The organism is Streptomyces sp. NPDC049915 (genome assembly GCF_040656475.1).
In the GTDB taxonomy this organism is placed as follows: Bacteria; Actinomycetota; Actinomycetes; order Streptomycetales; family Streptomycetaceae; genus Streptomyces.
The window spans coordinates 421355-441846 of record NZ_JBFAMH010000004.1 but is presented as its reverse complement, the minus strand read 5'-3'; the positions used below and the strand labels follow the sequence as shown (position 1 = coordinate 441846).

The following is a 20492-nucleotide window of genomic DNA, read 5'->3' as shown; positions in this document are numbered from 1 at the left end:
AGACCCGGCCGCCGGCTGCGGACCACACAGACCCTCATCCGAAAAGAATTCCGGGAGGACCCTCACCATGGCCATCACCGACGACCTGCGCAAGACCCTCAGCGACCCGACCCCGCTCTACTTCGCCGCCGGTACCGCCGATCTGGCGCTGCAGCAGGCCAAGAAGGTGCCGGCCCTGGTCGAGCAGCTGCGCGAGCAGGCGCCGGCCCGCTTCGAGGCCGTACGCAACACCGACCCCAAGGTCGTCCAGGAGCGGGCCACCGCCCGGGTCAAGGAGACGCAGGAGACCCTCCAGACCAAGGTCACCGAGTTCATCGGTTCCCTCGACGGCGACCTGAAGAAGATCGGCGAGAGCGCCCAGGACTTCGCCCTGCGCGGCGTCGGCGTGGCCGCCGAGTACGCCGTGAAGGCCCGTGAGGCCTACGAGAAGGTCGCCGAGCACGGCGAGCAGGCCGTGAAGACCTGGCGCGGTCAGGCCGCCGACGAGGTCGTGGACCTCGCGGTGGCCGTCGAGCCCGACCCCGAGCCGAAGGCCGCGCCGGTCGAGGTCAAGCCGGCCGGTACGACGGCGCAGCCGTCGGCCGAGGAGTTGGCCGCCAAGAAGGCGGCGGCCCGCAAGGCCCCGGCCAAGAAGACGACCACCGCGAAGAAGACGACCCCCTCCGCCGAGTAGGCGGAGTCACGGGCGGCAGTTCCGCGGGCCGGGCACCCTGGGGGTGTCCGGCCCGTTCTACGGGTACGGTGACCGCGTATCGACGAGCCGACTCAGGTGGTGGACGTTGTGCTGATGCAGGGTTTCGCGGGGTTCATGTGGCTGCTGTACCTCGCGATGCTGGCGATGGCAGTCGTGGCCTTCGTGATGGCCGCGCTGTTCCGGGAGGACGCCTACCGCGCCGCCGACAAGCAGAACAAGGGCTTCTGGCTGATCATCCTCGGCATCGCGGTCGCGGTGAACCTGCTGGTGCCGATCCTCTTCCTCCAGCTCGCCGGCCTCGTCGCCTCCATCGTCTTCTTCGTCGACGCGCGCCCGGCCCTCCAGCAGGTCAGCCCCCGCCGCCGAGGCCGCGGCTCCAGCAGCGACGGCCCCTACGGCCCGTGGAACGGGGGGCGGTAGCCCCCACTCCCCGGGGCCCCGGGAACCCGGACGAGTCGGACTCCGGACGAGTCGGACTCAGGTGAGGCGGTCCAGCAGGACCACCGCCACGTCGTCGGTCAGCTCGCCGCCGTTCAGTTCCCGGGCCTCCGTGACCGCCCGCTGGATCAGATCCTCACCGCGCAGGCCCTCGGCGTAGCGGCGGGCGACCATGTCGACCATGCCGTCCTGACCGAGCCGCTCGCGGCCCTCGCCGATCCGGCCCTCGATCAGGCCGTCGGTGTAGAGCATCAGGCTCCACTCGGCGCCCAGGTCCACATGCATCCGCGGCCAGCGCGCACCCGGCAGCAGACCGAGCGCGGGGCCGTTGTTGTCGTACGGCAGCAGCCGCGGCCGGGCGCCGGGGCGCAGCAGCAGCGGGGACGGGTGGCCCGCCAGGCACAGGCCGGCGCGGCGGCCGTCCGGCGCGATGTCCACCGTGCACAGCGTGGCGAAGATCTCGTCGTCGCCGCGCTCGTGCTCCAGCACCTCCTGCAGCGTGCCCAGCAGCTCGTCGCCGCACAGCCCGGCCAGGGTCAGCGCCCGCCAGGCGATACGCAGCTCCACGCCGAGCGCCGCCTCGTCCGGGCCGTGCCCGCAGACGTCGCCGATCATGGCGTGCACGGTGCCGTCCGGGGTGCGGACGGTGTCGTAGAAGTCCCCGCCGAGCAGCGCGCGCGAGCGGCCGGGGCGGTAGCGGGCGGCGAATCGCAGCGAGGAGCCGTCCAGCAGCGGCGTGGGCAGCAGGCCCCGCTCGAGCCGGCGGTTCTCCTGGGCGCGCATCCGGCCCTCGGCGAGCTTGCGCTCGGCCGTGTCGGACCGCTTGCGCTCGACGGCGTAGCGGATCGCGCGGCTCAGCAGCCGCCCGTCCAGCTCGTCGCGGAACAGGTAGTCCTGCGCGCCGACGCGCACGGCCTCCGCGCCGCGCTCGGCGTCGTTGGACGCGGTCAGCGCGAGCACGGCGTGCCGGGGCGCGAGCTGCAGCACGTGCTTGAGCACGGCCAGCTCGTCGTGGTCTCCGTCGGCGTCGGCGGACCGGCCGGGCGCCGGGAGGGCGAGGTCCAGCAGGATGCAGTGGACGTCGTCAGTGAGCAGCCGCTCGGCCTCGGTGAGGTTGCGGGCGGTGCGCACGCGGATCGGCTTGCCGGCCGAGTCGAGCAGATCGGGCACGATCGGCGAACCGCCGGGGTCGTCCTCGATCAGCAGCAGTGTGAGGTTGTGGTGGGTGGTGGCGGCGTTGTCGACCGTGGCTTCCTTGCGCGGGGTCTCTTCCTTGGAGGGGCCGCCTCCACGGGCGGCCGGCGCCTGACCACTCTCCACGGCCGGGATCGCCCTGGGCCGCGGTACGGGTACGGGCATTGTCTTGGGTTCCTTCCCTCCCCCCGAGGGCATGGTGGGCGAGGGTCCTCGATCCACCGACCGGGACCATAGCGGGTGGGAGCGCGGTAAAGGAATGGTGTGAGGCACGTCGCTCGGCAGGAGGCCGCCGTCATATGCCGCGATCCGTACCGCAGTTGGACAGGCGGGACGCGGAAAGGGGATGACGAACGTCACGTCGGCAGGGGGTTGGCCCCTTGATCGACGTGCGGTGGGTCACGTGACGGGCCTTACAGGGGCGTTGGGCGCCCGTGCCGCAGGTCACGCAGCCACCCGGAGGGCGCTCCGAGTACCCCGCGGCGGACGCCAGGTGAGCCCGTGCGGCACCCGGTCGACTGGATGAGCCCACTCCCCGTGCCCACTCCATGCGCCCCCCCGTGCCCACTCCGACGTGTCGGCTACATGTCCGGTCGCACGACGCCCAGGATGGGCATCGTGCCCGCCCCGGTGAGGGTCACCGTGCGCCCCGGGCGCGGGGCGTGCACGACCGTGCCGTCGCCGACGTACATCCCGACATGGCTGGCGTCGCCGAAGTAGATGATCAGGTCGCCGGGCCGCATGTCCTTGATGTCGACGTGCTTGAGCTGTGCCCACTGCTCCTGCGAGGTGCGGGGGATGGGCTGCCCGGCGTGCGCCCAGGCCTGAGACGTCAGGCCGGAGCAGTCGAAGGTCCGCGGGCCCTCGGCGCCCCATTCGTACGGCTTGCCGATCTGTGCCGTCGCGAAGGCCACGGCCTGCCGGCCCCGCTCACTCGCGCCGGTCTTGACGTCCTTGAGTATCCCGGTGTCAAGCCAGGCCGTCTGCGCCTTGGCCGCGGCCTGCCGCTCCAGCTCGGCCAGACGCGCCTTCTCCTTCGCCTCCAGCTGGGACTCGAGCTTCTCGGCCTGCGAGACCTGCTGCGTGATCCTCTGCTTGGCCGCCTCCTTGGCCTTGCGGTTCGCCTCCAGCTGCCGCCAGCGTTCGGCGGCGTCCGCGGCGTACTGCTTCAAGTCCTCCTGCGTGCGCGCCATTTCCGCGAGCATGCCCTTGGTGGCGCGCTGGCCCTGCATCAGCCGCCGGGTGCCGTCGAGGAACTGCTGCGGGTCGTCGCTGAGCACCAGCTGCGCCTCGGGCGGCAGTCCGCCCGTGCGGTACTGGGCGCGGGCCGCGGCGCCGGCCCGGTCCTTCAACTGGTCGAGGCGCTGCTGTCCTTGGGCGATCTTCTTGGTGAGCTCGACGATCTGCGCGGACTGCTGCTGCGACTTCTCCTCGGCGGCGTTGTAGGCGTCGGTGGCGACGGCCGCGTCGTGGTAGAGCTTCTCGAGCCGCTGACGGACGGCCTCCAGGTCCTTGCTCGCGGGTACGGCCGGCGAGGCGGAGGGCGTCGGGGTGGGGGAGGGGGCCGCGAAGGCCGTGCCCGGTGCCGCCAGCACGATGACGGCGCAGACCACGGTCACTGCCGCCGCGATCAGACTGCGCTTGCCCGCTGCCATACTCCATCCCCCCAAATCTGATTTACCGTCAGTAACTTATCGGTGCCGCAGGGATCGTGCCATGCCCGTGCGAAAAGCGACAGAGGCAGTGCTTCCTGGCCCCCGAGCCCCGCATGGTCCGGCCCCCCAGCCGGCCGAGACGATCTCCCTGCCCGTTCGACGTACGGCCCCCGGAGATCGTTCCACCCGCGGCGAGACTCACCCGATCAAGTGACGCGCCCCAAGGGAACGCAGGTCACAGGCCCGGAATCAGTGACGGGGGGCCAAGGCCGCCCACGCCAGCGTCACTTCACCCTGCCGCCACCGCACCGGCCCGTCCACGACCGGCCAGTCGGCCGTGAGGGCGCGCACCGTGCGGATCCAGCGCTGCCGGGCGCCGTAGGAGGCGTAGGGAGCGGCGGCCGCCCAGGCGCGGTCGAAGTCCCGCAGGAAGGCGTGCACGGGCTCACCGGGAACGTTGCGGTGGATGAGCGCCTTCGGCAGCCGCTCCGCGAGATCCGAAGGACGCTCCAGCGAGCCCAGCCGGGTCGCGAAGGTGACCGTGCGCGGCCCCTCCGGCCCGAGCGCGACCCACACGTGCCGGCGCCCGATCTCGTCGCAGGTCCCCTCCACCAGCAGCCCGCCACCGAAACCACCGTCGGCCGGGGCGAGCCGCGCGCACAGCCGCCGCCACACGTCGGCGACCTCGCCCTCGTCGTACTGCCGCAGCACATTGGCGGCACGGATCAGCGCGGGCCGCCCGGGCACCGGCACCTCGAACCCGCCGTGCCGGAAGACCAGCCCGTCCTGCTCGTACGGCAGCGCGGCCGCGACCCGGGCCGGCTCGATCTCCACCCCGACGACACGCACGCGTGGCGCGACCGTCCGCAGCCGCGTCAGCAACTCCACCGCGGTCCACGGCGCGGCGCCGTACCCCAGGTCGACAGCGACGGGATCCACGCCCCGCCGCAGCTCGGCCCCGTGCACGGCCGCGATCCACCGGTCCATCCGCCGCAACCGATTCGGATTGGTAGTCCCCCGCGTGACGGTGCCCACAGGACGGGTCGACGCACGGGAACTCATACGTACGAGGGTATGCGCTCGGCCTGCACGCCCAACGTTGCGTGGCGCCGGTGCGGCTTGGGGGAGGCACGCATGCCCACGGCTTGGCAGGACCGGACTGCCCGCCCGCGCTGAGCGGGTCAAGGCGCGCGCCACGGCGTTGCTGCACCCGCGTACGGCGGGGAGGGGACGGGGTGGAGGGTGTCCGCCCGCAGCGGCCGGCACCGAGACACGGCACCGGCGTCGGAAACGGCTGGCCGGACCGAGGACGGACACCCCCCACCCCGGCCCCGACCCACAACGCACCGCAGGCGCGACAGCAACCGGCCACCGGACAGCAACGGGCCGCCGCAGGCACAAAAAGGGGCGCGGGGAACTGCGCGACCAGCCACAACGAAACCCGCACAGGCACCCGCGACCAGCCACAACGAACGCCCCACCCGAAAGACGCCCCCCGACCCCCCGACGCCCCCACCCCCCACCCGGTTCACCCGAACCCGGTAACGCCCAGGCAAAATCCATCCCGCAGGAATGGGAACCCGCCCCCCGATGTTCCCCCCTCGGAGGACCATGCCCGCCCGCAAGGAGGATCGCCACGTGAGCCACTACGTCAGCAGGCTCGGGCGTCGCTCCCCGTCCGCCGCCGCACGGCTCAGACTGCACCGCAGGCCCCGCCGCGTGGCCATGCTCTCCGTGCACACCTCCCCGCTCCACCAGCCCGGCACCGGCGACGCCGGCGGCATGAACGTCTACATCGTCGAGCTAGCGCAGCGCCTCGCCGCGATCAACATCGAGGTCGAGATCTTCACGCGCGCCACCACCGGCGGCCTCGAACCCACCGTGCAGCTCGCCCCCGGCGTTCTCGTGCGGCACATCGACGCCGGCCCCTACGAGGGCCTCGCCAAGGAGGACCTGCCCGCCCAGCTCTGCGCCTTCACGCACGGCGTCATGCAGGCCTGGGCCGGCCACCGCCCCGGCTACTACGACCTCGTCCACTCCCACTACTGGCTCTCCGGCCACGTCGGCTGGCTCGCCGCCCAGCGCTGGGGCGTCCCCCTGGTCCACGCCATGCACACCATGGCCAAGGTGAAGAACGCCAACCTCGCCGACGGCGACACCCCCGAGCCCGCCGCCCGGGTGATCGGCGAGACCCAGATCGTCTCCGCCGCCGACCGGCTCATCGCGAACACGGCCGAGGAGGCCGACGAGCTGGTCCACCACTACGCCGCCGACCCCGGCAAGGTCGCCGTAGTCCACCCCGGCGTCAACCTCGGCCGCTTCCGCCCCGCCGACGGCCGCGCCGCCGCCCGCGCCCGCCTCGGCCTGCCCCAGGACGCGCTGATCCCGCTCTTCGCCGGCCGCATCCAGCCCCTGAAGGCCCCCGACATCCTGCTGCGCGCGGTCGCGGCCCTCCTCGACGAGCGCCCCGACCTGCGCTCCCGCATCCTCGTGCCCGTCGTCGGCGGCCCCAGCGGCAGCGGCCTCGCCAAGCCGGAGGGGCTGCAGAAGCTCGCCGCGCGCCTCGGCGTCGCCGACGTCGTACGGTTCCGCCCGCCCGTCGGCCAGGAGCAGCTCGCCGACTGGTTCCGGGCCGCGTCCGTGCTGGTGGTGCCGTCCTACAGCGAGTCCTTCGGCCTGGTCGCCATAGAGGCGCAGGCCACCGGCACGCCGGTGCTCGCCGCGTCCGTCGGCGGCCTGCCGGTCGCGGTGCGGGACGGCGAGACCGGTTTCCTGGTGCAGGGGCACGACCCGGCGGCGTACGCGCGCGTACTGGAGCGCTTCGCCGACGACCCGCAGCTCACCCCGCGCCTCGGCGGGGCCGCCGCCCGGCACGCCCAGTCCTTCGGCTGGGACACCGCGGCCGCCGCCACCGCCGACGTGTACACGGCAGCGCTGCAGGCGCACCGCCGTCGCGTACGCTCGCACCATGGGTGACGCACACGAGGCGACAGATGCAGACAAGGCAGCTGGTGCACGCAATGCGGCCGAGGCACACAAGGCGGCGGCGCAGGTCGTCGAGGACGCCCTGAAGGACGCCGAGCTGGAGTGGGAGAGCCCCGAGCCCGGCCACTTCGTCGTCAAGCTCCCCGGCACCCGCAAGCTGTCCACGACGGTCTCGCTGATCGTCGGCCGCCACTCCCTGTCCCTGAACGCCTTCGTCGTCCGCCACCCGGACGAGAACGAGGCCGGCGTCCACCGCTGGCTGCTGGAGCGCAACCTCAAGCTGTACGGCGTCTGTTACGCCGTCGACGGCCACGGCGACGTGTACGTCACCGGACGGCTGCCGCTGGCCTGCGTGACCCCCGACGAGATCGACCGCCTCCTGGGCCAGGTCCTGGAGGCGGCCGACGGGGCGTTCAACACGCTGCTGGAGCTGGGTTTCGCCTCCGCGATCCGCAAGGAGTACGCCTGGCGGGTGTCCCGCGGCGAGTCCACGCGCAACCTGGAGGCGTTCGCCCACCTCACGCAGCGACCGGAGTGACCTCGCAGCGACCGGAGTGACCTACTTGGTCTTCTCGGGCTTGGGCTTGTCCAGCTCGTCGGCGAGCGCGCGCAGCGCGTCCGCCAGGTCCTTCTTCGTCGGCAACTGATCGACCTTGCGGTTCAGTTCGTCGATCTTGCGGTTCAGCTCGTCCAGGTCGACCGGGGCCGACGGCGTGGGACTCGGCGGGTTGGTGTCCGGCGGCGTCGTCGGGTCGGGCGAGGACGTCGGGCTCGGGCCGCCGTCTCCACCGCCGACGCTCAACCCGCCGGTACCGCCGTCGCCACCCCCGCCCACGCTGCCGCCGTCCACGCCACCGGACCCGCTGACGGAACCGCCGTCCACGCCACCGGAGTCGACCCCACCCGAGCCGGTCCCCCCGGAGTCGACGCCGACGCTGTCGCCCCCGCCGGTCCCTCCGCCCGTACCCGCGCTGTCACCCCCGGAGGTGTCCGCAGGAGTGCTGTACGACGCGGTGGGCGGGGTCGAGCCGCCGTCGCCGTCGGCGGCGAGGGCTGCGCCGACGGCGAGCGTGACCAGGGCCGCCGCCCCGGCGACGGCGGTCGTGACCCGACGGGCGCGCCGGGAGGTGGCCGTGGAGGACGTGCGGGTGTCCTGTGTGTCATCCATGGCCGGAACGTTATCCGAACACACGTCCGGAAGGAGTGCTTCCGTCGATCTCGCCGAGCCCTCAACTCCCCGCGTCCGGGAAGAGGTTGCCGTGCAGTACGTGGTAGCCGACGAAGGTGAACATGCGCCGCCCGGGCGGTAACACCCCCGGCTCCCCGGTGAACCGGTGCTCGCCGACGCCGTAGGGAATGTCCGCGCTGGAGACCCACACGGGATCGAAGCCACGCTTTTCCAGCCATGCGCACACGTTCGTCTCGTGGTGCCGCGTCCGCGTCCACACCACCGTGCCGCCCTTGCGGCACAGTTGCGTGCAGTGGTCGAGGGTGCGCTCGATGTCGGTGTCGGTGAGGTTGCCGAGCACCCCGCACAGCAGCACCAGATCGGCCGGTGCGTAGGCCGTGTAGTGGTCGGTCAGCGCCGCGTCCCCGCACACCACGTCGACCCCGTCCAGACCGGCGGCCGCGGCCGCCGCGCGCGCGAACAGCACGTTGCGCTCGTCCAGTTCGACCAGGCGCGCCCGTATGTCGGCCCGCCGGGGGTGCCGGGCCAGTACGCCGATGAGGTCCCGCCCCTGCCCGGCACAGAGGCTGACGGCCGTGAGCGGACCCGGCGGCGCTTCGTCGAGTGCGTGCCGGACCCGCTCCTGGACGAGGGCGAGACGGCGGCCGAGATAGGAGTCGGGTACGTCGTACGCGTCGTGCCACGCATGCCAGTCCATGAGCGCAGACTACGGAAGGGTACGGCGTTCAACCATGGCGCAAAATAGCGTATTTACCCGGCGTCACTCCCACCAACTTCCGGAACTGGCGCGTCAGATGGGCCTGGTCGTAGAACCCGGCGGTGGCCGCGACCGCGCTCGCCGGCTGCCCCTCCAGCAGCAGCCGCCGCGCCCGCTCCACCCGCCGGGACGTCAGGTACTGGTGCGGCGCGATGCCGTAGGCGCCGCTGAACGCGCGCACGAGGTGGGCGGGATGGGCCTGCACCACCCGCGACGCCTCCTCCAGGGTGATGCCCTCGGGCACGCGCGCGTCGAGCAGTTCGCGCAGCCGGCGGGCGAGCACCGGGTCGGGGCGACGCGCCTCGGTCTCCAGCCGGGGTCGCAGATGGGCGCGCAGCCGCTCGGCGACGAGGGTCAGCCGGCTCTCCGCCTCCAGTTCCTCGCCGGGCCGGGCGAGCGCTGCGTGCACCTGCCCCACCCGCCGCCGCAGCACCGGATCGCGCAGGTCGGGGGAGTCCGCGGCCGCCCCGATCAGGTCCTCGCCGAGCCGGGAGGAGTCGAGGTAGAGGACCCGCTTGCGAAAGCCGTCCGCGGTGGCGGGGGCGCCGTTGTGCGCGACGTGCGGCGGCAGCAGGGACACCGTGTCGCGCAGCGTGCCGTGCTCGTGCCGCTCGATGTCGTAGCGCACCGCGCCGTCGTCGACGATCAGCAGCGTCCACGCGGCGTGCACGTGCATCGGGTAGGCGTACTCGGTGAAGTGCGCGTGGAAGACCTCGACGACCCCGGGGACGCGGGGCCGCCACGCGGACACCTCACGCTGCGCGGCCATGCAAAGAACGTACAAGACGGGCCCGTACGACGTCGGCGAGTCTCATGCCCATGCCCATGAACGACGCCGAACCGACCCGCTCCGACAGCCACTCCGACACCGGCACCGACTCCGGCTCCGACATCCGCTTCGACACCAAGATCGCCGTCCTGCTCCGTGAGGACCTGGAGTCCTGGCAGCGCCTGAACGTCACCGCCTTCCTGGTCAGCGGCCTCGGCACGCGGCTCCCCGAGGTGATCGGGGAGCCGTACGAGGACGCCGACGGGGTGGACTACCTGCCGATGTTCCGCCAGCCGGTGCTGGTCTTCGAGGGCACGAAGGAGACGCTGACGGCGGCCCACGCGCGCGTGCTCTCCCGCGCGCTGCCGAGGGCGGTCTTCACGAGCGACCTGTTCACGACGGGCAACGACCGCGACAACCGGGCGGCCGTCCGCGTGGTGCCGACAGCTGAGCTGGACCTGGTGGGGCTGGCGGTCTACGGGCCGCGCAACGCGGTGGACAAGGTGCTCAAGGGGTCGCGGATGCATCCCTGACCTGGACGGCGGGCGCCGGCGCCGGTTCCTCGCGCGGCAGGCGCCGCATGAGGACGGCGTACCCCGCGCCCGCCACCGTCCCGACGACCGCGGTGATCGCCCACAGCCACACAGCCCCGAACCGGTCGATGACCGCACCGGACATCAGCGGCGCGACCAGCGCGGCCACGGACCACGACAGCGTGTACATGCCCTGGTAGCGCCCCCGCCCGTGCATCGGCGACAGCCGTACGACGAGACCGGTCTGCGTCGGCGCGTTGACGATCTCGGCGAGGGTCCACACGCAGACCGTGAGCGCGAAGACGCCGACCGACCCGGCGAAGGCGGTGAGCCCGAAGCCGTACCCGGCGAGCAGCGAGGAGGCGACGAGCAGTCGCCGCGGGTCGCGGTGCTCGATGAAGCGGGTGACCGGGATCTGGAGTACGACGATGAGGACGCCGTTGACCGCGATGGCGAGCCCGTAGTCGGCGGGCGTGAAGCCGGCCGTGCCCATGGCGACGGGCAGGCCGACCGAGCCCTGCTGGAAGATCAGCGCGACGAGGAAGGACAGCCCGACGACACCCATGAACCGCCCGTCACGCAGTACGGTCCCGAGGCCGACGTCGGGCGCCTTCGGTCCGTCGGCGCTCTGCACGGGCCGCGACTCGGGCAGCTTGAGGAAGACGACGATCGCGCACACCAGCGTCATCCCCGCCTCGATGAGGAAGCCGGCCCGATAGCTGACCTCGGCGATGAAACCGGCGGCCATGGACGAGACGGCGAAGCCGAGGTTGATCGCCCAGTAGTTCAGCGAGAACGCCCGCACCCGGTCCTCGGGCCGCACGATGTCGGCCATCATCGCCTGCACCGCGGGCCGGGAGGCGTTGGAGGCCATCCCGACGAGGAAGGCGACAGCGGCGATGGCGACGGGATCGCTCATGAAGCCGAGCAGGGCGACGGAGGCGGCGGTGGCGGTCTGCGCGATGAGCAGGGTGGGCCGCCGCCCGAGCCGGTCGGCCATGACCCCGCCGGCGAGCGAGGAGACGACGCCGCCCAGTCCGTGCAGGGAGGCGACGAGGCCGGCGTAGGAGGCGGAGTAGCCGCGGTCGAGGGTGAGGTACAGGGCCATGAAGGTGGCCACGAAGGCGCCGAGCCGGTTGACCAGGGTGCTGGTCCACAGCCACCAGAAGGCGCGGGGCAGTCCCGCGACGGACTCCCGGGCGGCACGTCTGAGGTCGGACAGTGCGGCAGACGGCATGGCGGAGATCCCCCCGTGGGATGTAAGCGGCGCAACAGGTAATCGCAACTTACAAAGCCGATGCCGGGGAAACCACTCGATTAACAAACCCCGTCAACTGTCCGCGGTGCGAGAGGCCACGCCGCCGCCCAGGGGCCTTCGATTACGCTCGTCCTCATGGCCGACGCACCGTACAAGCTGATCCTCCTCCGCCACGGCGAGAGCGAGTGGAACGAGAAGAACCTGTTCACCGGCTGGGTGGACGTCAACCTGACCGCGAAGGGCGAGAAGGAGGCGACGCGCGGCGGTGAGCTGCTCAAGGACGCCGGTCTGCTCCCCGACGTCGTCCACACCTCCCTCCAGAAGCGCGCGATCCGCACCGCCCAGCTCGCCCTGGAGTCGGCGGACCGCCACTGGATCCCGGTCCACCGCTCGTGGCGCCTGAACGAGCGCCACTACGGCGCCCTGCAGGGCAAGGACAAGGCGCAGACCCTCGCCGAGTTCGGCGAGGAGCAGTTCATGCTGTGGCGCCGCTCCTACGACACCCCGCCGCCGCCGCTGTCGGAGGACTCGGAGTTCTCGCAGGCGCACGACGCCCGCTACGCGACGATCCCGCCGGAGCTGCGCCCGGACACGGAGTGCCTCAAGGACGTCGTCATCCGGATGCTCCCGTACTGGTACGACGCGATCGTCCCCGACCTCCTGACCGGCCGCACGGTCCTGGTCGCGGCCCACGGCAACTCCCTGCGCGCCCTGGTCAAGCACCTGGACGGCATCTCGGACGCCGACATCGCGGGCCTGAACATCCCGACCGGCATCCCCCTCTACTACGAGCTGGACGCCGACTTCAACCCGGTCACCCCGGGCGGCAAGTACCTCGACCCGGACGCGGCCGCGGCGGCGATCGAGGCCGTGAAGAACCAGGGCAAGAAGAAGTAGGGTTGGTGATCATGCCTCCCACCTGCGCGTTCGGCGCGGGCGGGAGGCATTTTCACGCCCTGGAACCTCCCTGGAACCTCAGCCCGAGTGATCTTCAGGCCGGAGTGCCCTGCCGAGAGCCTTCCGGGCCCGGTCCCGACTGCTCGGCATGAGGTGCGCGTACACCTTGAGCGTCAGCCCCGGGTCGGAGTGCCCGAGGTACTCAGCGAGTGCCTTGATGCTCTCTCCCGCATCGAGGAGAACGGACGCGTAGAAGTGCCGCAGGGCATGCATGCCGTGCTCGCGGGCGGCGGCGTGCTCGCGGCTCTTGGCCTTGGGGATGACGCCCGCCTTCGCGAGCGCGGGCTTCCAGTGGTCTTCATTCAGGGACGTTCGCCAGACATGCCCACCGTTGGGGCCCGTGAAGATGAGCCGCCGGGTCACCGGCTGGCCGTTCGCCCGCATCCACGGGAGCTTGATCTCCACAGGCGGGAACCGCTTGATGTGCTCCTGTAGTGCCTCCGCGACGGGATCGGGCAGAGGGACGTCACGGAGCTTGCCGCCTTTCGGGGGTGCGAACACAGGCTTGCTCAAGCTCAGCTTGAGTTGCTGCACCACGTGCAGGGTGCCGCTGTCGAAGTCGATGTCTTCGACGCACAGGCCGAGGATTTCCCCTTGACGCAGGCCACATCCTGCCCCCACGTCGACCATGGGCCGGAAGCGCTCGACCATGGCGGCGCGTACGGCGAAGACGCGCTCAGGCTCCCAGGGGACGACGCGGCGCGTGCCCATGGCCGGCGGGGTCACCGTGCGGGAGTGGCAGGGGTTCCGGCGTAGGCATCCGTCCTCTACAGCGGCGGAGAGCACGGCGCGAACGTTGGAGAAGATGACGCGGGCGTACGAGCCGGACATGCCGGTCTCTTCGAGCTGTGTCACGAACTCGCGGATGTGGCTCGGCTGGAACGACCCGAGCTGGCGCGCCCCGATGCGCGGGAAGGCGTGCAGCTTGAGCTGAGACTCCATCGACGCACGCGTGTTGGGGTCGCCGCTCTGGCTCGCGAGCCACTTCTCCGCGAACTCCTGGAACGTCGTACGGGACGCGTTCGGGTCGATGAAGTCACCGCGGGCTACGTCCGCTTGCATGGTGCTCAGCCACTGCTCGGCGAGGCGCTTCTGTCCGTCGGGGAAGGACTTGTTCTTTCGCTTGCCGTCGGGCGTGAGGTACCGGGCTTGGTAGCGCATCCCCGTGCCGTAACGGTCGGTTTTTACGCGGACGGTCTTGCCGTCGGCGTCGGTAGTGGTCTTGATCCAGCGGTCGAAGATGTGGCCAGCCATGAGGGCTGTCTCCTTCTCGGCGTAGCAGGGAGCGGGAGGGCCGAAGGGTGGCTCTTCGGTCGGTTTTGGGGTGTGGTGAGCCAGGCCCGCTACTTGCTAGAGGCCTGATCACTGGGGGTTTGAGGTGCTAGCGGGGTTGCTACCGGTAGCGGGTGTGGCTGCTACCGGTAGCAGCGCTCTGGCGAGGTTTCAGGGAGGCGGAGACAGGGGGTGCTGGGGCGGTTCCTGAGTGGGTTTTCGGGGGTGCCGGGACCATGCCTCCCTGCCTCCCTGAAAGGGTGTCTGTGCTGGTCAGGTAGAGGGAGGCGGGGCAGGGAGGCGGTGAGGGAGTTCTCCCTGCCTCCCTTGGCCGGCGGGCGGTGCCTCCCTGCCCCGCGCGGCGGTCGCAGGGGCCCGGCGGGGAGCCGGATACAGGGACTCCGGGTGGCCTCCAGGGGCCGGTTTCCGGGGTGTTCCGGCGATGCCTCCCCGCCTCCCCGAAGCGCTGTTTGCACTGGTCAGTGCGGGGAGTGCAGGCCGGGGAGGCGGTTGGGGAGTTCTCCCCGCCTCCCCAGTCGGGTGAGCGGTGCCTCCCCGTCGGGAGGAGGGGTCAGGCGGCGTCTTCGAGGACGGTCTGTTCGGTCACCCAGGCGCGGACGGCGGCCGGGTCGTACCGCAGGTGCTTGCCGACTCGGAAGCCTGCCGGTCCGATGCGCTTGCGGCGCCACTGGTAGACGGTTTCGACGCTCGGGAGGCTGAACATGGTGACCAGGTCTTCGGGGGTGAGGTAGCGGTCCGGGAGGCCGCCGCGCAGGGTGGCGCGGGGGTCGGTCGGCTCAGTGGTGGCCATGGCGCTGGTGACTCCTCGTGTCTGTCGGGCGGTGCGTGGGAGTGGTGCCGGTTGCCGTCCTAGAGAGTTGCTGTATTTCAGCGTCCGCAGCGTCCTAGCGTCCGCACGGCCGTATTACGGCAGTTCAGAGCGGGTGCAGGACTTGGACGCTAGTGCGGACGCTGGACGGTAGCGTCCGCAGTGTTGGACGTGTCCGGCCGCTGATGCGCGGCCCGGCCCGGCGGTATTCCGGCTACGTCAGGACTGGTCAGGCAGGGTTCTGCCCTGCCCCGTGGGGGCCACCTCCGGCCACAGAGAGCCTTGGTCGGGTGCGGACGCTGACGGGCCGTCGCCGGGGCCGCGGGAGAGGATCAGCAGCTTGTGCCGGTGCCGGTCGCGGCTACGTTGCGTGTCGTCCACCGTGATGCCGATGGACCGCAGTAGCGGAGCGAGCCGCTTCACGCGTCCGCCGGCGCGGGTAGCATCCTTGGGCCAGGTCGGCGGCCGGACCGGGCCCGGCACGGGCAGCGCTTCGAGCAATTGCGCGGCTGTGCCCTGCCAGGTGCCCGCTTGGTCGACCAGGGCGGCGATGGCCATCGCGAACGGGTCGCCTTCCAGCGCGTCCGTGGCGACATTCGCCGACGTGGCGAGGTAGTCGTCCAGCGTGCGCCAGCCCTGCGTCTGGTCGACGGCCGCGAGGACGCGGGCGAAGTCGGCCATGCGCGGCATGGACTCCAGCCGCACCGACGGGAGCACGGCGAGCACGCAGGCCAGCACATCGAACAGGGCCCCGAGCACGGCCGGACGGACCGCCTCGAAGGTGGCGTCCAACTCTTCCTCGGAACGGCGGTGGTGGGAGTCGATGAGCTGCAAGTCCAGCAGCAGCACGCGCTCGGCCAGGTCCCCGGCGAGAGCTCCCGCGTCGATCGTGGTCATGGCCAGCACCCGCTTAAAGGTGAGGACCACCACGTCATCGTCGGTGTACAAGGCGCGGTCTACCACGCCGTCACCGGTCACCGCCTTGCACAGGGTGTCCGACAGCCACGGCGGGATCGTGCTCACGTTGTCCAGGCACAGGGCCCATGAGCTGAACGCCTGCCGGGACCACGCCTTCTCGTCCCGCGGCTGGCTGCGCTTGGCGGCCGGGGACGGGTCGACCAGGTTGATGAACATCTGCGCGGCCTTGGACTTGCCCGTGCCCTGCTCGCCCTTGCACACGATGGCCGGGTGCGGGATGTCGGGAATCCACGCGGCAACCAGCCACGCCACAAGCTGATGGAACGCGGATTCGTCCATGTTCAGCAGCGCGTGCAGCTTGGCGAGGCCGTCCCCGTCCAGCACTGGCACGGGCATCGGGGCCATGGCGCCGGAGCGGCGGAAGAGCACCGGCGAGCGGTCTACGACCTGCCAGCCGAGACCGGAGACCACCACCGCGCGGCCGTCGGCGCTGCCGAGGTCGACCACGATTGCGCCGTCCGGTGCCCGCCCTACGCGCAAGTTCACCGGCACCGGGTCGTGGTCCTCAGCGATGCCTTCCAGCACGGTCATGGCGTCCGCGAGCGCGGACTGTGCGGCCACCTCGCCCGGGTAAGCGTCCGCGAACCGGCGCGCGAGGCGCTGCCTGAGCCCTGCCTTGCCCCGCAGCGGCACGGCGACGTTCGCCCCGCCCAGGGCGACCGCGTACGGGCGGCCGTCGGTGGACATCACGAACCGGTACTCCTCGCGCGCCATGGCCACGATCCGCGCGGCGGCCGGCGGCTGCTTGCCGCCCTCCCCGCCCCCGCTCGGGACGACCGGCCGACGGGTGTTCACGGTCCCGCCGCCAGCGTTCACCCCGTCGGTGGTCGTGTTCACGGGCCGGGTCGATTCGTTCAAGGGCCTCGCCCGGCCGTTCACAGGTCGGGTCGATCCGTTCATCCGAGTGTTCACCTCGTTCACGTGGGAACCGCCTCTCCGGTCGGGCCTGCGCACGCCCGCACCGGGCGGGGCGCGTGCAGGCAGTCGGGCCGTCCGGCCCTCTGGACGGGGCGGTGCGGGGTCGATCCGTTCAGGTGGGGGGTCGACCGTGCACCGGTCGAATCGGCCGGTCCGACGGCCGTCAGTCGGGGTGTGACGCCGGGCGTGACGCGGGTCGTCACGCTGGTGAACGCCGTCTCCTGCGCGTGTGCGAGTCGGGCCAACAGCGGCAGGTCGACCGGGCGGACGACTGGCCGGGTCGGTTCGACCCACGCCAGCAGGACCAGGGCGAGCGAGAGCGGGAAGCGGTCGGCCTTGCGGTGGTTGCAGTCGAGGCACGCCAGCACCAGCGAGGTGACCGACCATGTACGCCACAGCGAGAGCGGCGCGACGTGGTCGAGGGTGGCCTCACTCAGGCTGGCGAACGGCCGACGGCAGTAAGCGCAGCGCTGCCCGTGGCGGCGCGTGAGCTGTTCCTTGCGCAGGCGGCGCTTCGTGGAGTTCAGGTGGTGCTTCATGCCGCCTGCTCCATGTCGTCGGTCGTGAGGGAGCGCAGCGCCGTGGCGCAGGCACCCAGCACCGGAAGTACCTGGTAGCGCGGAACGTCCAGCCGCCGGGCCACCTCCGTGATGTTCAGCCCCTGCCCCACGTGCAGCAGCAGGGCCCGGCGGGAGGTCTCGTCCATGCGCAGCAGGGCCGCGCGCTGAGCCGCGCTCATGTGAGCCAGCTCCGTGCGCTCCCACTCGGGCAGCGACTCCACCGGCACCGGGTCGGCCGACAGCTCCGGGTTGTCGATCTGGATCAGCAGCAGGGCGGTTTCCACGAGCCGGTTCGCGGTCGGGTAGCTAACCCCGAGGTGTTCGGCCAGCCGCCGCATGGGCATGCCCTCCACCCGCAGCAGCAGGGCCTCCCGCTCGCGCTCCGGGAGCGCGGACACCATCGCGTCGAGGTAGGCGGGCAGCACCGTGCGGGCGCAGCCGCCGGGCAGCACCGGGCACAGGTTGTTGCAGGTCACCGGGTCCGTCCAGTCCACGGGGTACTCAGAGGTGGACCCACGGCGGAAGTACTGGTGAACCTCCGTCTTGACGCGGCCGAAGAGGAAGATCCGACGCTCATCCGCGCTCAGCTCATCGGCCGCCATGAGCGGCTTGGTCGTCTCCCTGGCCACGGCCACCCAGACGTCCTGGGCGATGTCGTCGGCCAGCGCAACGGCCTGGACCCGGTCCATGCCGTAGTTCATGAGCTTGCGGGCCGCGTAGCGCTCCAGACGGCCCCCGCCGAACTCCTCGTACAGGTCGGCCAGGCGCTCCGTCTGCTTGGGCATGAGCGGGATGATCTCGCCCCGTTCCAGCTTCCGCCCACCAGGGCCGTTGCCCCGAGACGTGGTTCCCTTGGCCCGACGTTCCGACTTGGTTCCAGGCATGATGGATTTACCCCTAGAGGGTCAGGGAGCGGCTATCTGCTTGGCGGTGGAGGCCGCTCCTTGCTTTTCCTGGCGTGACCAGGACTTTTCGCGGAAGTAACTCCCTGTTCGGAGCATCCCGCTTGATGACTAGCTTGCACTAGTCTGCTGTGGTGCACAACCCTCGTGAGGTGGTGTGCACTAGTTCGCTGTGGTGGGTACGCTCAGAGCATGACTGTCACAGGAGGGCCCAAGCCCAAAGCGGTGCAGGTCGCGGACGCGCTTCGCGAAGACATCAAGCGGATGAAGCCCGGTGACAGGCTCCCGTCACAGCGAGAGCTGATCGACCGCTTCGGGTACGCGAGCCAGACCATCCAAAACGGGCTGGCCATGCTCCGGTCCGAGGGGCTGGTCGTGTCGGCCGGGAACCTCGGTAACTTCGTCGGCGACGGGACCGCTCCGCAAAACGACGTGCGCGACGAGATCAATGAAATCCGCTCCCTGATTCAGGCGTTGGCTGAACGGGTGGAAGCACTCGAAGAGCGCTCCACCGTGAGTGGTGCGTGATCTGCCACCAGCATGCGAGGAACGGAGCGTGTGGCGTAAGTGACATTGAGGGGGCGGATGCATGAGCTGGGGACATGTCCGGTGTCACCGCGGTGTCCCCTTCCCTGTCCCCGGGGGCGAGGCGCAAGACTCAGCGTGTAGGCACTCGGAGGAGGACGTATGAGCGACGACAGGCCCGCGTGGGCGCGACGCATCGCGGCCGAGCGGGCGGCTCGCGACTGGTCCCAGCGAGACGCGGTGAAGGCTCTCCGGGCCCACGCGAAGGAAGAGCTTCCCGCAGATGACAGCCTGATCCGGCAGTGGAAGCGGTGGGAGTCTGGACAGATCCCCAACGAGTTCTATCGACCGCTCATCGCGGCTGTGTTCGGCACCGTGACGCACGCGCTCTTTCCCGCGCCGGCGCGTCGGGATGGGGACAGGGAGATCCTGGCCGCGAGCGGTATGGAGACGCTGGAGATCGTGAGCCGCCTCAACCGGTCCGACGTTGACGCGGCCACGCTCGATGCGCTGCGGATCACCACGGACCGGCTCTGCTCGGAGTACCCGTTCATGCCGAGCGAACAACTCCTCATCGAGGGGCGACAGTGGTTGCGTCGCGTTGTAGAGCTGCACTCGAAGAGCCTCACGCTTTCGCAGCACCGGGAGGTGCTTGCCCTGTCCGGCTGGCTCGCGCTTCTCGTCGGATGCGTGGAGTACGACACGGGCGCTCGGCACGCTGCCGAGTCGACGCGGCAGGCCGCGCTGTCGCTGGCAACTGAGGCGGACCATGCGGAAATCGCCGGATGGGCACACGAGATGCGAGCCTGGTTCGCGCTCACCACGGGGGACTATCGCGGGGTCATCGCTGCGGCACAGGCTGGAACCGAGTTGGCTGCGCATCAGGGTGTGGCCGTGCAGCTTGCCGCGCAGGAGGCCAAGGCGTGGGCCCGACTCGGGGATAGGCGGCGAGTTGAGGTCGCGCTCGACAGGGGGCGCAACCTACTTGAAGGCATGCCGCACCCGGAGAACTTGGACAACCACTTCGTAGTGGACCCGGCGAAGTTCGACTTCTACTCGATGGACTGCTACCGCCTGGTCGGAGAGGACAAGCTGGCCCGGACGCTGGCCGAGGAGGTCCTGCGGGCGGGGACGGACTTCGACGGCATGGAGCGCTCACCCATGCGCAATGCGGAAGCACGCGTCACGCTCGGTGTGACGGCCGCGCGGGAAGGCGACCTTGAGCAGGCACTGATCATGGGGGAGCGCGCCCTTGAAGGTGATCGCCGGTCGGTCCCTTCACTGATCATGACCAGTCGTGAATTGGCGGCAGAGGTGCGGCGCCGGTACGCATCCGAGCCCGCCGCTCAGGGCTACCTCGCTCACCTGCACGAGCTGGGACAGATGGCGCCCGGCTTTCTGCCCCAGCAATAGAAGGAACGGCCTACGGCCGGCACGATCCTTGGCAGCTCGCTGCGCTCGCGCGCGACGGCTGTCGGAGCCTCCCGAGCATCGTCGCGGCTCCCGGCGAGTTCATTGCGACCGACGAAGAGACCACTTCCGCCCGCCGGGAGTGGTCTCTTCGGCATTTCAGAGGGGCCAGTGTCCGCAGCGTCCACACCCGGCCCCCTCTAAGAGCCGCCCTGACCTGCCGAATCACGCTCTTAGTAGCTTAGGGTGACCGGACGCTGCGGACACTGGCGGACGCTAAACATTTTGTTTAGCGTCCGAGGGAACGGTGCAGGTCAGACGGGGCGAGCGATGCCCCGGCGGACGCTGCGGACGCTATCTCCCTTCCCTCTCTAGTAAGAGAGTGAAGGACGGCTCTTCAGGAGGGCGGATGAACGACCGTCCGCTACTGAGGAGCCGTGGTGAGCCGCGCAGAACGTAACGGGCCCGACGGCGCTCACCCAAGCCTGCCGTCCGCACCCTGGAGGGCCACAGGACGGCAATCCAGGTGGGGGGAGAGCCCGCCGCCCCCTGGATTGCCGCCCTCGCGCCCACAAGCAAGAGGAGCACGGCTCGCCCGGTGGTGCTCCTCTTGCTTGTGGGCGCGGTCGTTACGCCGGGTGGCCATCCCGCCCGAATTGCAGCGGTTGA

The 20492-nt window shown here is 70.9% G+C and carries 20 protein-coding genes; 8 read left to right on the top strand and 12 right to left on the bottom strand.

The window, feature by feature from the left end:
* Positions 1–67: 67 nt before the first annotated feature.
* Both AB0J12_RS09385 and AB0J12_RS09380 read left to right on the top strand, forming a co-directional pair.
* A complete protein-coding gene (locus AB0J12_RS09385) occupies positions 68–673 on the top strand; it encodes a hypothetical protein (RefSeq protein ID WP_363263636.1) in 606 nt (201 codons plus the stop codon).
* Positions 674–781: 108 nt separating this feature from the next.
* A complete protein-coding gene (locus tag AB0J12_RS09380) occupies positions 782–1114 on the top strand; it encodes a DUF2516 family protein (protein WP_363263729.1) in 333 nt (110 codons plus the stop codon).
* A gap of 57 nt (positions 1115–1171) precedes the next feature.
* Here AB0J12_RS09380 and AB0J12_RS09375 read toward each other — a convergent pair whose 3' ends face one another.
* The 3 genes from AB0J12_RS09375 to AB0J12_RS09365 all read right to left on the bottom strand — a co-directional run bounded on the left by AB0J12_RS09375 (position 1172) and on the right by AB0J12_RS09365 (position 5043).
* On the bottom strand, positions 1172–2491 hold the full coding sequence (locus AB0J12_RS09375; protein ID WP_363263634.1) for a fused response regulator/phosphatase: 1320 nt from the start codon (positions 2489–2491) through the stop codon (positions 1172–1174).
* A 416-nt stretch (positions 2492–2907) separates the two neighbouring features.
* Positions 2908–3981, bottom strand: a complete 1074-nt coding sequence (locus tag AB0J12_RS09370) for an NlpC/P60 family protein (protein WP_363263633.1) — start codon at positions 3979–3981, stop codon at positions 2908–2910.
* 249 nt (positions 3982–4230) lie between these two features.
* On the bottom strand, positions 4231–5043 hold the full coding sequence (locus AB0J12_RS09365) for a class I SAM-dependent methyltransferase (RefSeq protein WP_363263631.1): 813 nt from the start codon (positions 5041–5043) through the stop codon (positions 4231–4233).
* A 576-nt stretch (positions 5044–5619) separates the two neighbouring features.
* On the opposite strand from AB0J12_RS09365, the gene mshA reads away from it, so the two are divergent.
* Both mshA and AB0J12_RS09355 read left to right on the top strand, forming a co-directional pair.
* Positions 5620–6957, top strand: coding sequence for a D-inositol-3-phosphate glycosyltransferase (gene mshA, locus AB0J12_RS09360; protein ID WP_363263630.1), 1338 nt, complete (start codon positions 5620–5622; stop codon positions 6955–6957).
* Positions 6950–7504 (top strand): YbjN domain-containing protein, encoded by a 555-nt coding sequence (locus AB0J12_RS09355; RefSeq protein WP_363263629.1) that lies wholly within the window; start codon positions 6950–6952, stop codon positions 7502–7504. Before mshA ends, AB0J12_RS09355 begins: the two co-directional genes overlap by 8 nt.
* A 21-nt stretch (positions 7505–7525) precedes the next feature.
* On the opposite strand, the gene AB0J12_RS09350 is transcribed toward AB0J12_RS09355, so the two are convergent.
* From AB0J12_RS09350 to AB0J12_RS09340, 3 genes are all read right to left on the bottom strand, one after another.
* Complete coding sequence (locus AB0J12_RS09350; protein ID WP_363263628.1) at positions 7526–8134, bottom strand: hypothetical protein; 609 nt, start codon at positions 8132–8134, stop codon at positions 7526–7528.
* A gap of 61 nt (positions 8135–8195) precedes the next feature.
* Positions 8196–8852: a class I SAM-dependent methyltransferase gene (locus tag AB0J12_RS09345; RefSeq protein ID WP_363263627.1), complete on the bottom strand. Its 657-nt coding sequence runs from the start codon at positions 8850–8852 to the stop codon at positions 8196–8198.
* 28 nt (positions 8853–8880) lie between these two features.
* Positions 8881–9681, bottom strand: a complete 801-nt coding sequence (locus AB0J12_RS09340; RefSeq protein WP_363263626.1) for an AraC family transcriptional regulator — start codon at positions 9679–9681, stop codon at positions 8881–8883.
* A 50-nt stretch (positions 9682–9731) separates the two neighbouring features.
* On the opposite strand from AB0J12_RS09340, the gene AB0J12_RS09335 reads away from it, so the two are divergent.
* The gene (locus AB0J12_RS09335) at positions 9732–10214 is read left to right on the top strand and encodes a DUF2000 domain-containing protein (protein WP_363263625.1); all 483 of its coding nucleotides are present in this window, start codon (positions 9732–9734) and stop codon (positions 10212–10214) included.
* On the opposite strand, the gene AB0J12_RS09330 is transcribed toward AB0J12_RS09335, so the two are convergent.
* Positions 10189–11451 carry an MFS transporter gene (locus tag AB0J12_RS09330; protein ID WP_363263624.1) on the bottom strand — a complete coding sequence of 421 codons (1263 nt, stop codon included), beginning with the start codon at positions 11449–11451 and terminating at the stop codon, positions 10189–10191. The genes AB0J12_RS09335 and AB0J12_RS09330 overlap by 26 nt on opposite strands.
* Positions 11452–11607: 156 nt before the next feature.
* Between AB0J12_RS09330 and AB0J12_RS09325 the strand changes: the two genes are divergently transcribed.
* A complete protein-coding gene (locus AB0J12_RS09325) occupies positions 11608–12369 on the top strand; it encodes a phosphoglyceromutase (RefSeq protein WP_363263623.1) in 762 nt (253 codons plus the stop codon).
* A 78-nt stretch (positions 12370–12447) separates the two neighbouring features.
* Here the strand turns inward: AB0J12_RS09325 and AB0J12_RS09320 are convergent, their stop codons facing one another.
* From AB0J12_RS09320 to AB0J12_RS09300, 5 genes are all read right to left on the bottom strand, one after another.
* Positions 12448–13683, bottom strand: coding sequence for a tyrosine-type recombinase/integrase (locus tag AB0J12_RS09320; RefSeq protein ID WP_363263622.1), 1236 nt, complete (start codon positions 13681–13683; stop codon positions 12448–12450).
* 589 nt (positions 13684–14272) lie between these two features.
* Complete coding sequence (locus AB0J12_RS09315; RefSeq protein WP_363263621.1) at positions 14273–14512, bottom strand: helix-turn-helix domain-containing protein; 240 nt, start codon at positions 14510–14512, stop codon at positions 14273–14275.
* Positions 14513–14749: 237 nt separating this feature from the next.
* Positions 14750–16345 (bottom strand): ATP-binding protein, encoded by a 1596-nt coding sequence (locus tag AB0J12_RS09310; protein ID WP_363263619.1) that lies wholly within the window; start codon positions 16343–16345, stop codon positions 14750–14752.
* 80 nt (positions 16346–16425) lie between these two features.
* Complete coding sequence (locus tag AB0J12_RS09305) at positions 16426–16965, bottom strand: HNH endonuclease (RefSeq protein ID WP_363263618.1); 540 nt, start codon at positions 16963–16965, stop codon at positions 16426–16428.
* A complete protein-coding gene (locus AB0J12_RS09300) occupies positions 16962–17771 on the bottom strand; it encodes a sigma factor-like helix-turn-helix DNA-binding protein (RefSeq protein ID WP_363263617.1) in 810 nt (269 codons plus the stop codon). The genes AB0J12_RS09305 and AB0J12_RS09300 overlap by 4 nt, the downstream gene beginning before the upstream one ends.
* A gap of 309 nt (positions 17772–18080) precedes the next feature.
* Here AB0J12_RS09300 and AB0J12_RS09295 point away from each other — a divergent pair, with 309 nt between their 5' ends.
* Together AB0J12_RS09295 and AB0J12_RS09290 are read left to right on the top strand one after the other, a co-directional pair.
* Positions 18081–18416, top strand: coding sequence for a winged helix-turn-helix domain-containing protein (locus tag AB0J12_RS09295; protein ID WP_363263616.1), 336 nt, complete (start codon positions 18081–18083; stop codon positions 18414–18416).
* 159 nt (positions 18417–18575) lie between these two features.
* Positions 18576–19826, top strand: a complete 1251-nt coding sequence (locus AB0J12_RS09290) for an XRE family transcriptional regulator (protein WP_363263615.1) — start codon at positions 18576–18578, stop codon at positions 19824–19826.
* The last annotated feature ends 666 nt before the right edge of the window (positions 19827–20492 follow it).

Bases quoted from the DNA above. Each gene is read 5' to 3' on its own strand.
- AB0J12_RS09290 (WP_363263615.1), top strand. From the start codon at position 18,576: ATGAGCGACGACAGGCCCGCGTGGGCGCGACGCATCGCGGCCGAGCGG.
- AB0J12_RS09350 (WP_363263628.1), bottom strand. From the start codon at position 8,134: ATGGATGACACACAGGACACCCGCACGTCCTCCACGGCCACCTCCCGG.
- AB0J12_RS09365 (WP_363263631.1), bottom strand. From the start codon at position 5,043: ATGAGTTCCCGTGCGTCGACCCGTCCTGTGGGCACCGTCACGCGGGGG.
- AB0J12_RS09340 (WP_363263626.1), bottom strand. From the start codon at position 9,681: ATGGCCGCGCAGCGTGAGGTGTCCGCGTGGCGGCCCCGCGTCCCCGGG.
- AB0J12_RS09330 (WP_363263624.1), bottom strand. From the start codon at position 11,451: ATGCCGTCTGCCGCACTGTCCGACCTCAGACGTGCCGCCCGGGAGTCC.
- AB0J12_RS09325 (WP_363263623.1), top strand. From the start codon at position 11,608: ATGGCCGACGCACCGTACAAGCTGATCCTCCTCCGCCACGGCGAGAGC.
- AB0J12_RS09315 (WP_363263621.1), bottom strand. From the start codon at position 14,512: ATGGCCACCACTGAGCCGACCGACCCCCGCGCCACCCTGCGCGGCGGC.
- AB0J12_RS09320 (WP_363263622.1), bottom strand. From the start codon at position 13,683: ATGGCTGGCCACATCTTCGACCGCTGGATCAAGACCACTACCGACGCC.
- AB0J12_RS09385 (WP_363263636.1), top strand. From the start codon at position 68: ATGGCCATCACCGACGACCTGCGCAAGACCCTCAGCGACCCGACCCCG.
- AB0J12_RS09305 (WP_363263618.1), bottom strand. From the start codon at position 16,965: ATGAAGCACCACCTGAACTCCACGAAGCGCCGCCTGCGCAAGGAACAG.
- AB0J12_RS09335 (WP_363263625.1), top strand. From the start codon at position 9,732: ATGCCCATGAACGACGCCGAACCGACCCGCTCCGACAGCCACTCCGAC.
- AB0J12_RS09300 (WP_363263617.1), bottom strand. From the start codon at position 17,771: ATGCCCAAGCAGACGGAGCGCCTGGCCGACCTGTACGAGGAGTTCGGC.
- AB0J12_RS09345 (WP_363263627.1), bottom strand. From the start codon at position 8,852: ATGGACTGGCATGCGTGGCACGACGCGTACGACGTACCCGACTCCTAT.
- AB0J12_RS09370 (WP_363263633.1), bottom strand. From the start codon at position 3,981: ATGGCAGCGGGCAAGCGCAGTCTGATCGCGGCGGCAGTGACCGTGGTC.
- AB0J12_RS09355 (WP_363263629.1), top strand. From the start codon at position 6,950: ATGGGTGACGCACACGAGGCGACAGATGCAGACAAGGCAGCTGGTGCA.
- AB0J12_RS09375 (WP_363263634.1), bottom strand. From the start codon at position 2,491: ATGCCCGTACCCGTACCGCGGCCCAGGGCGATCCCGGCCGTGGAGAGT.
- AB0J12_RS09295 (WP_363263616.1), top strand. From the start codon at position 18,081: ATGACTGTCACAGGAGGGCCCAAGCCCAAAGCGGTGCAGGTCGCGGAC.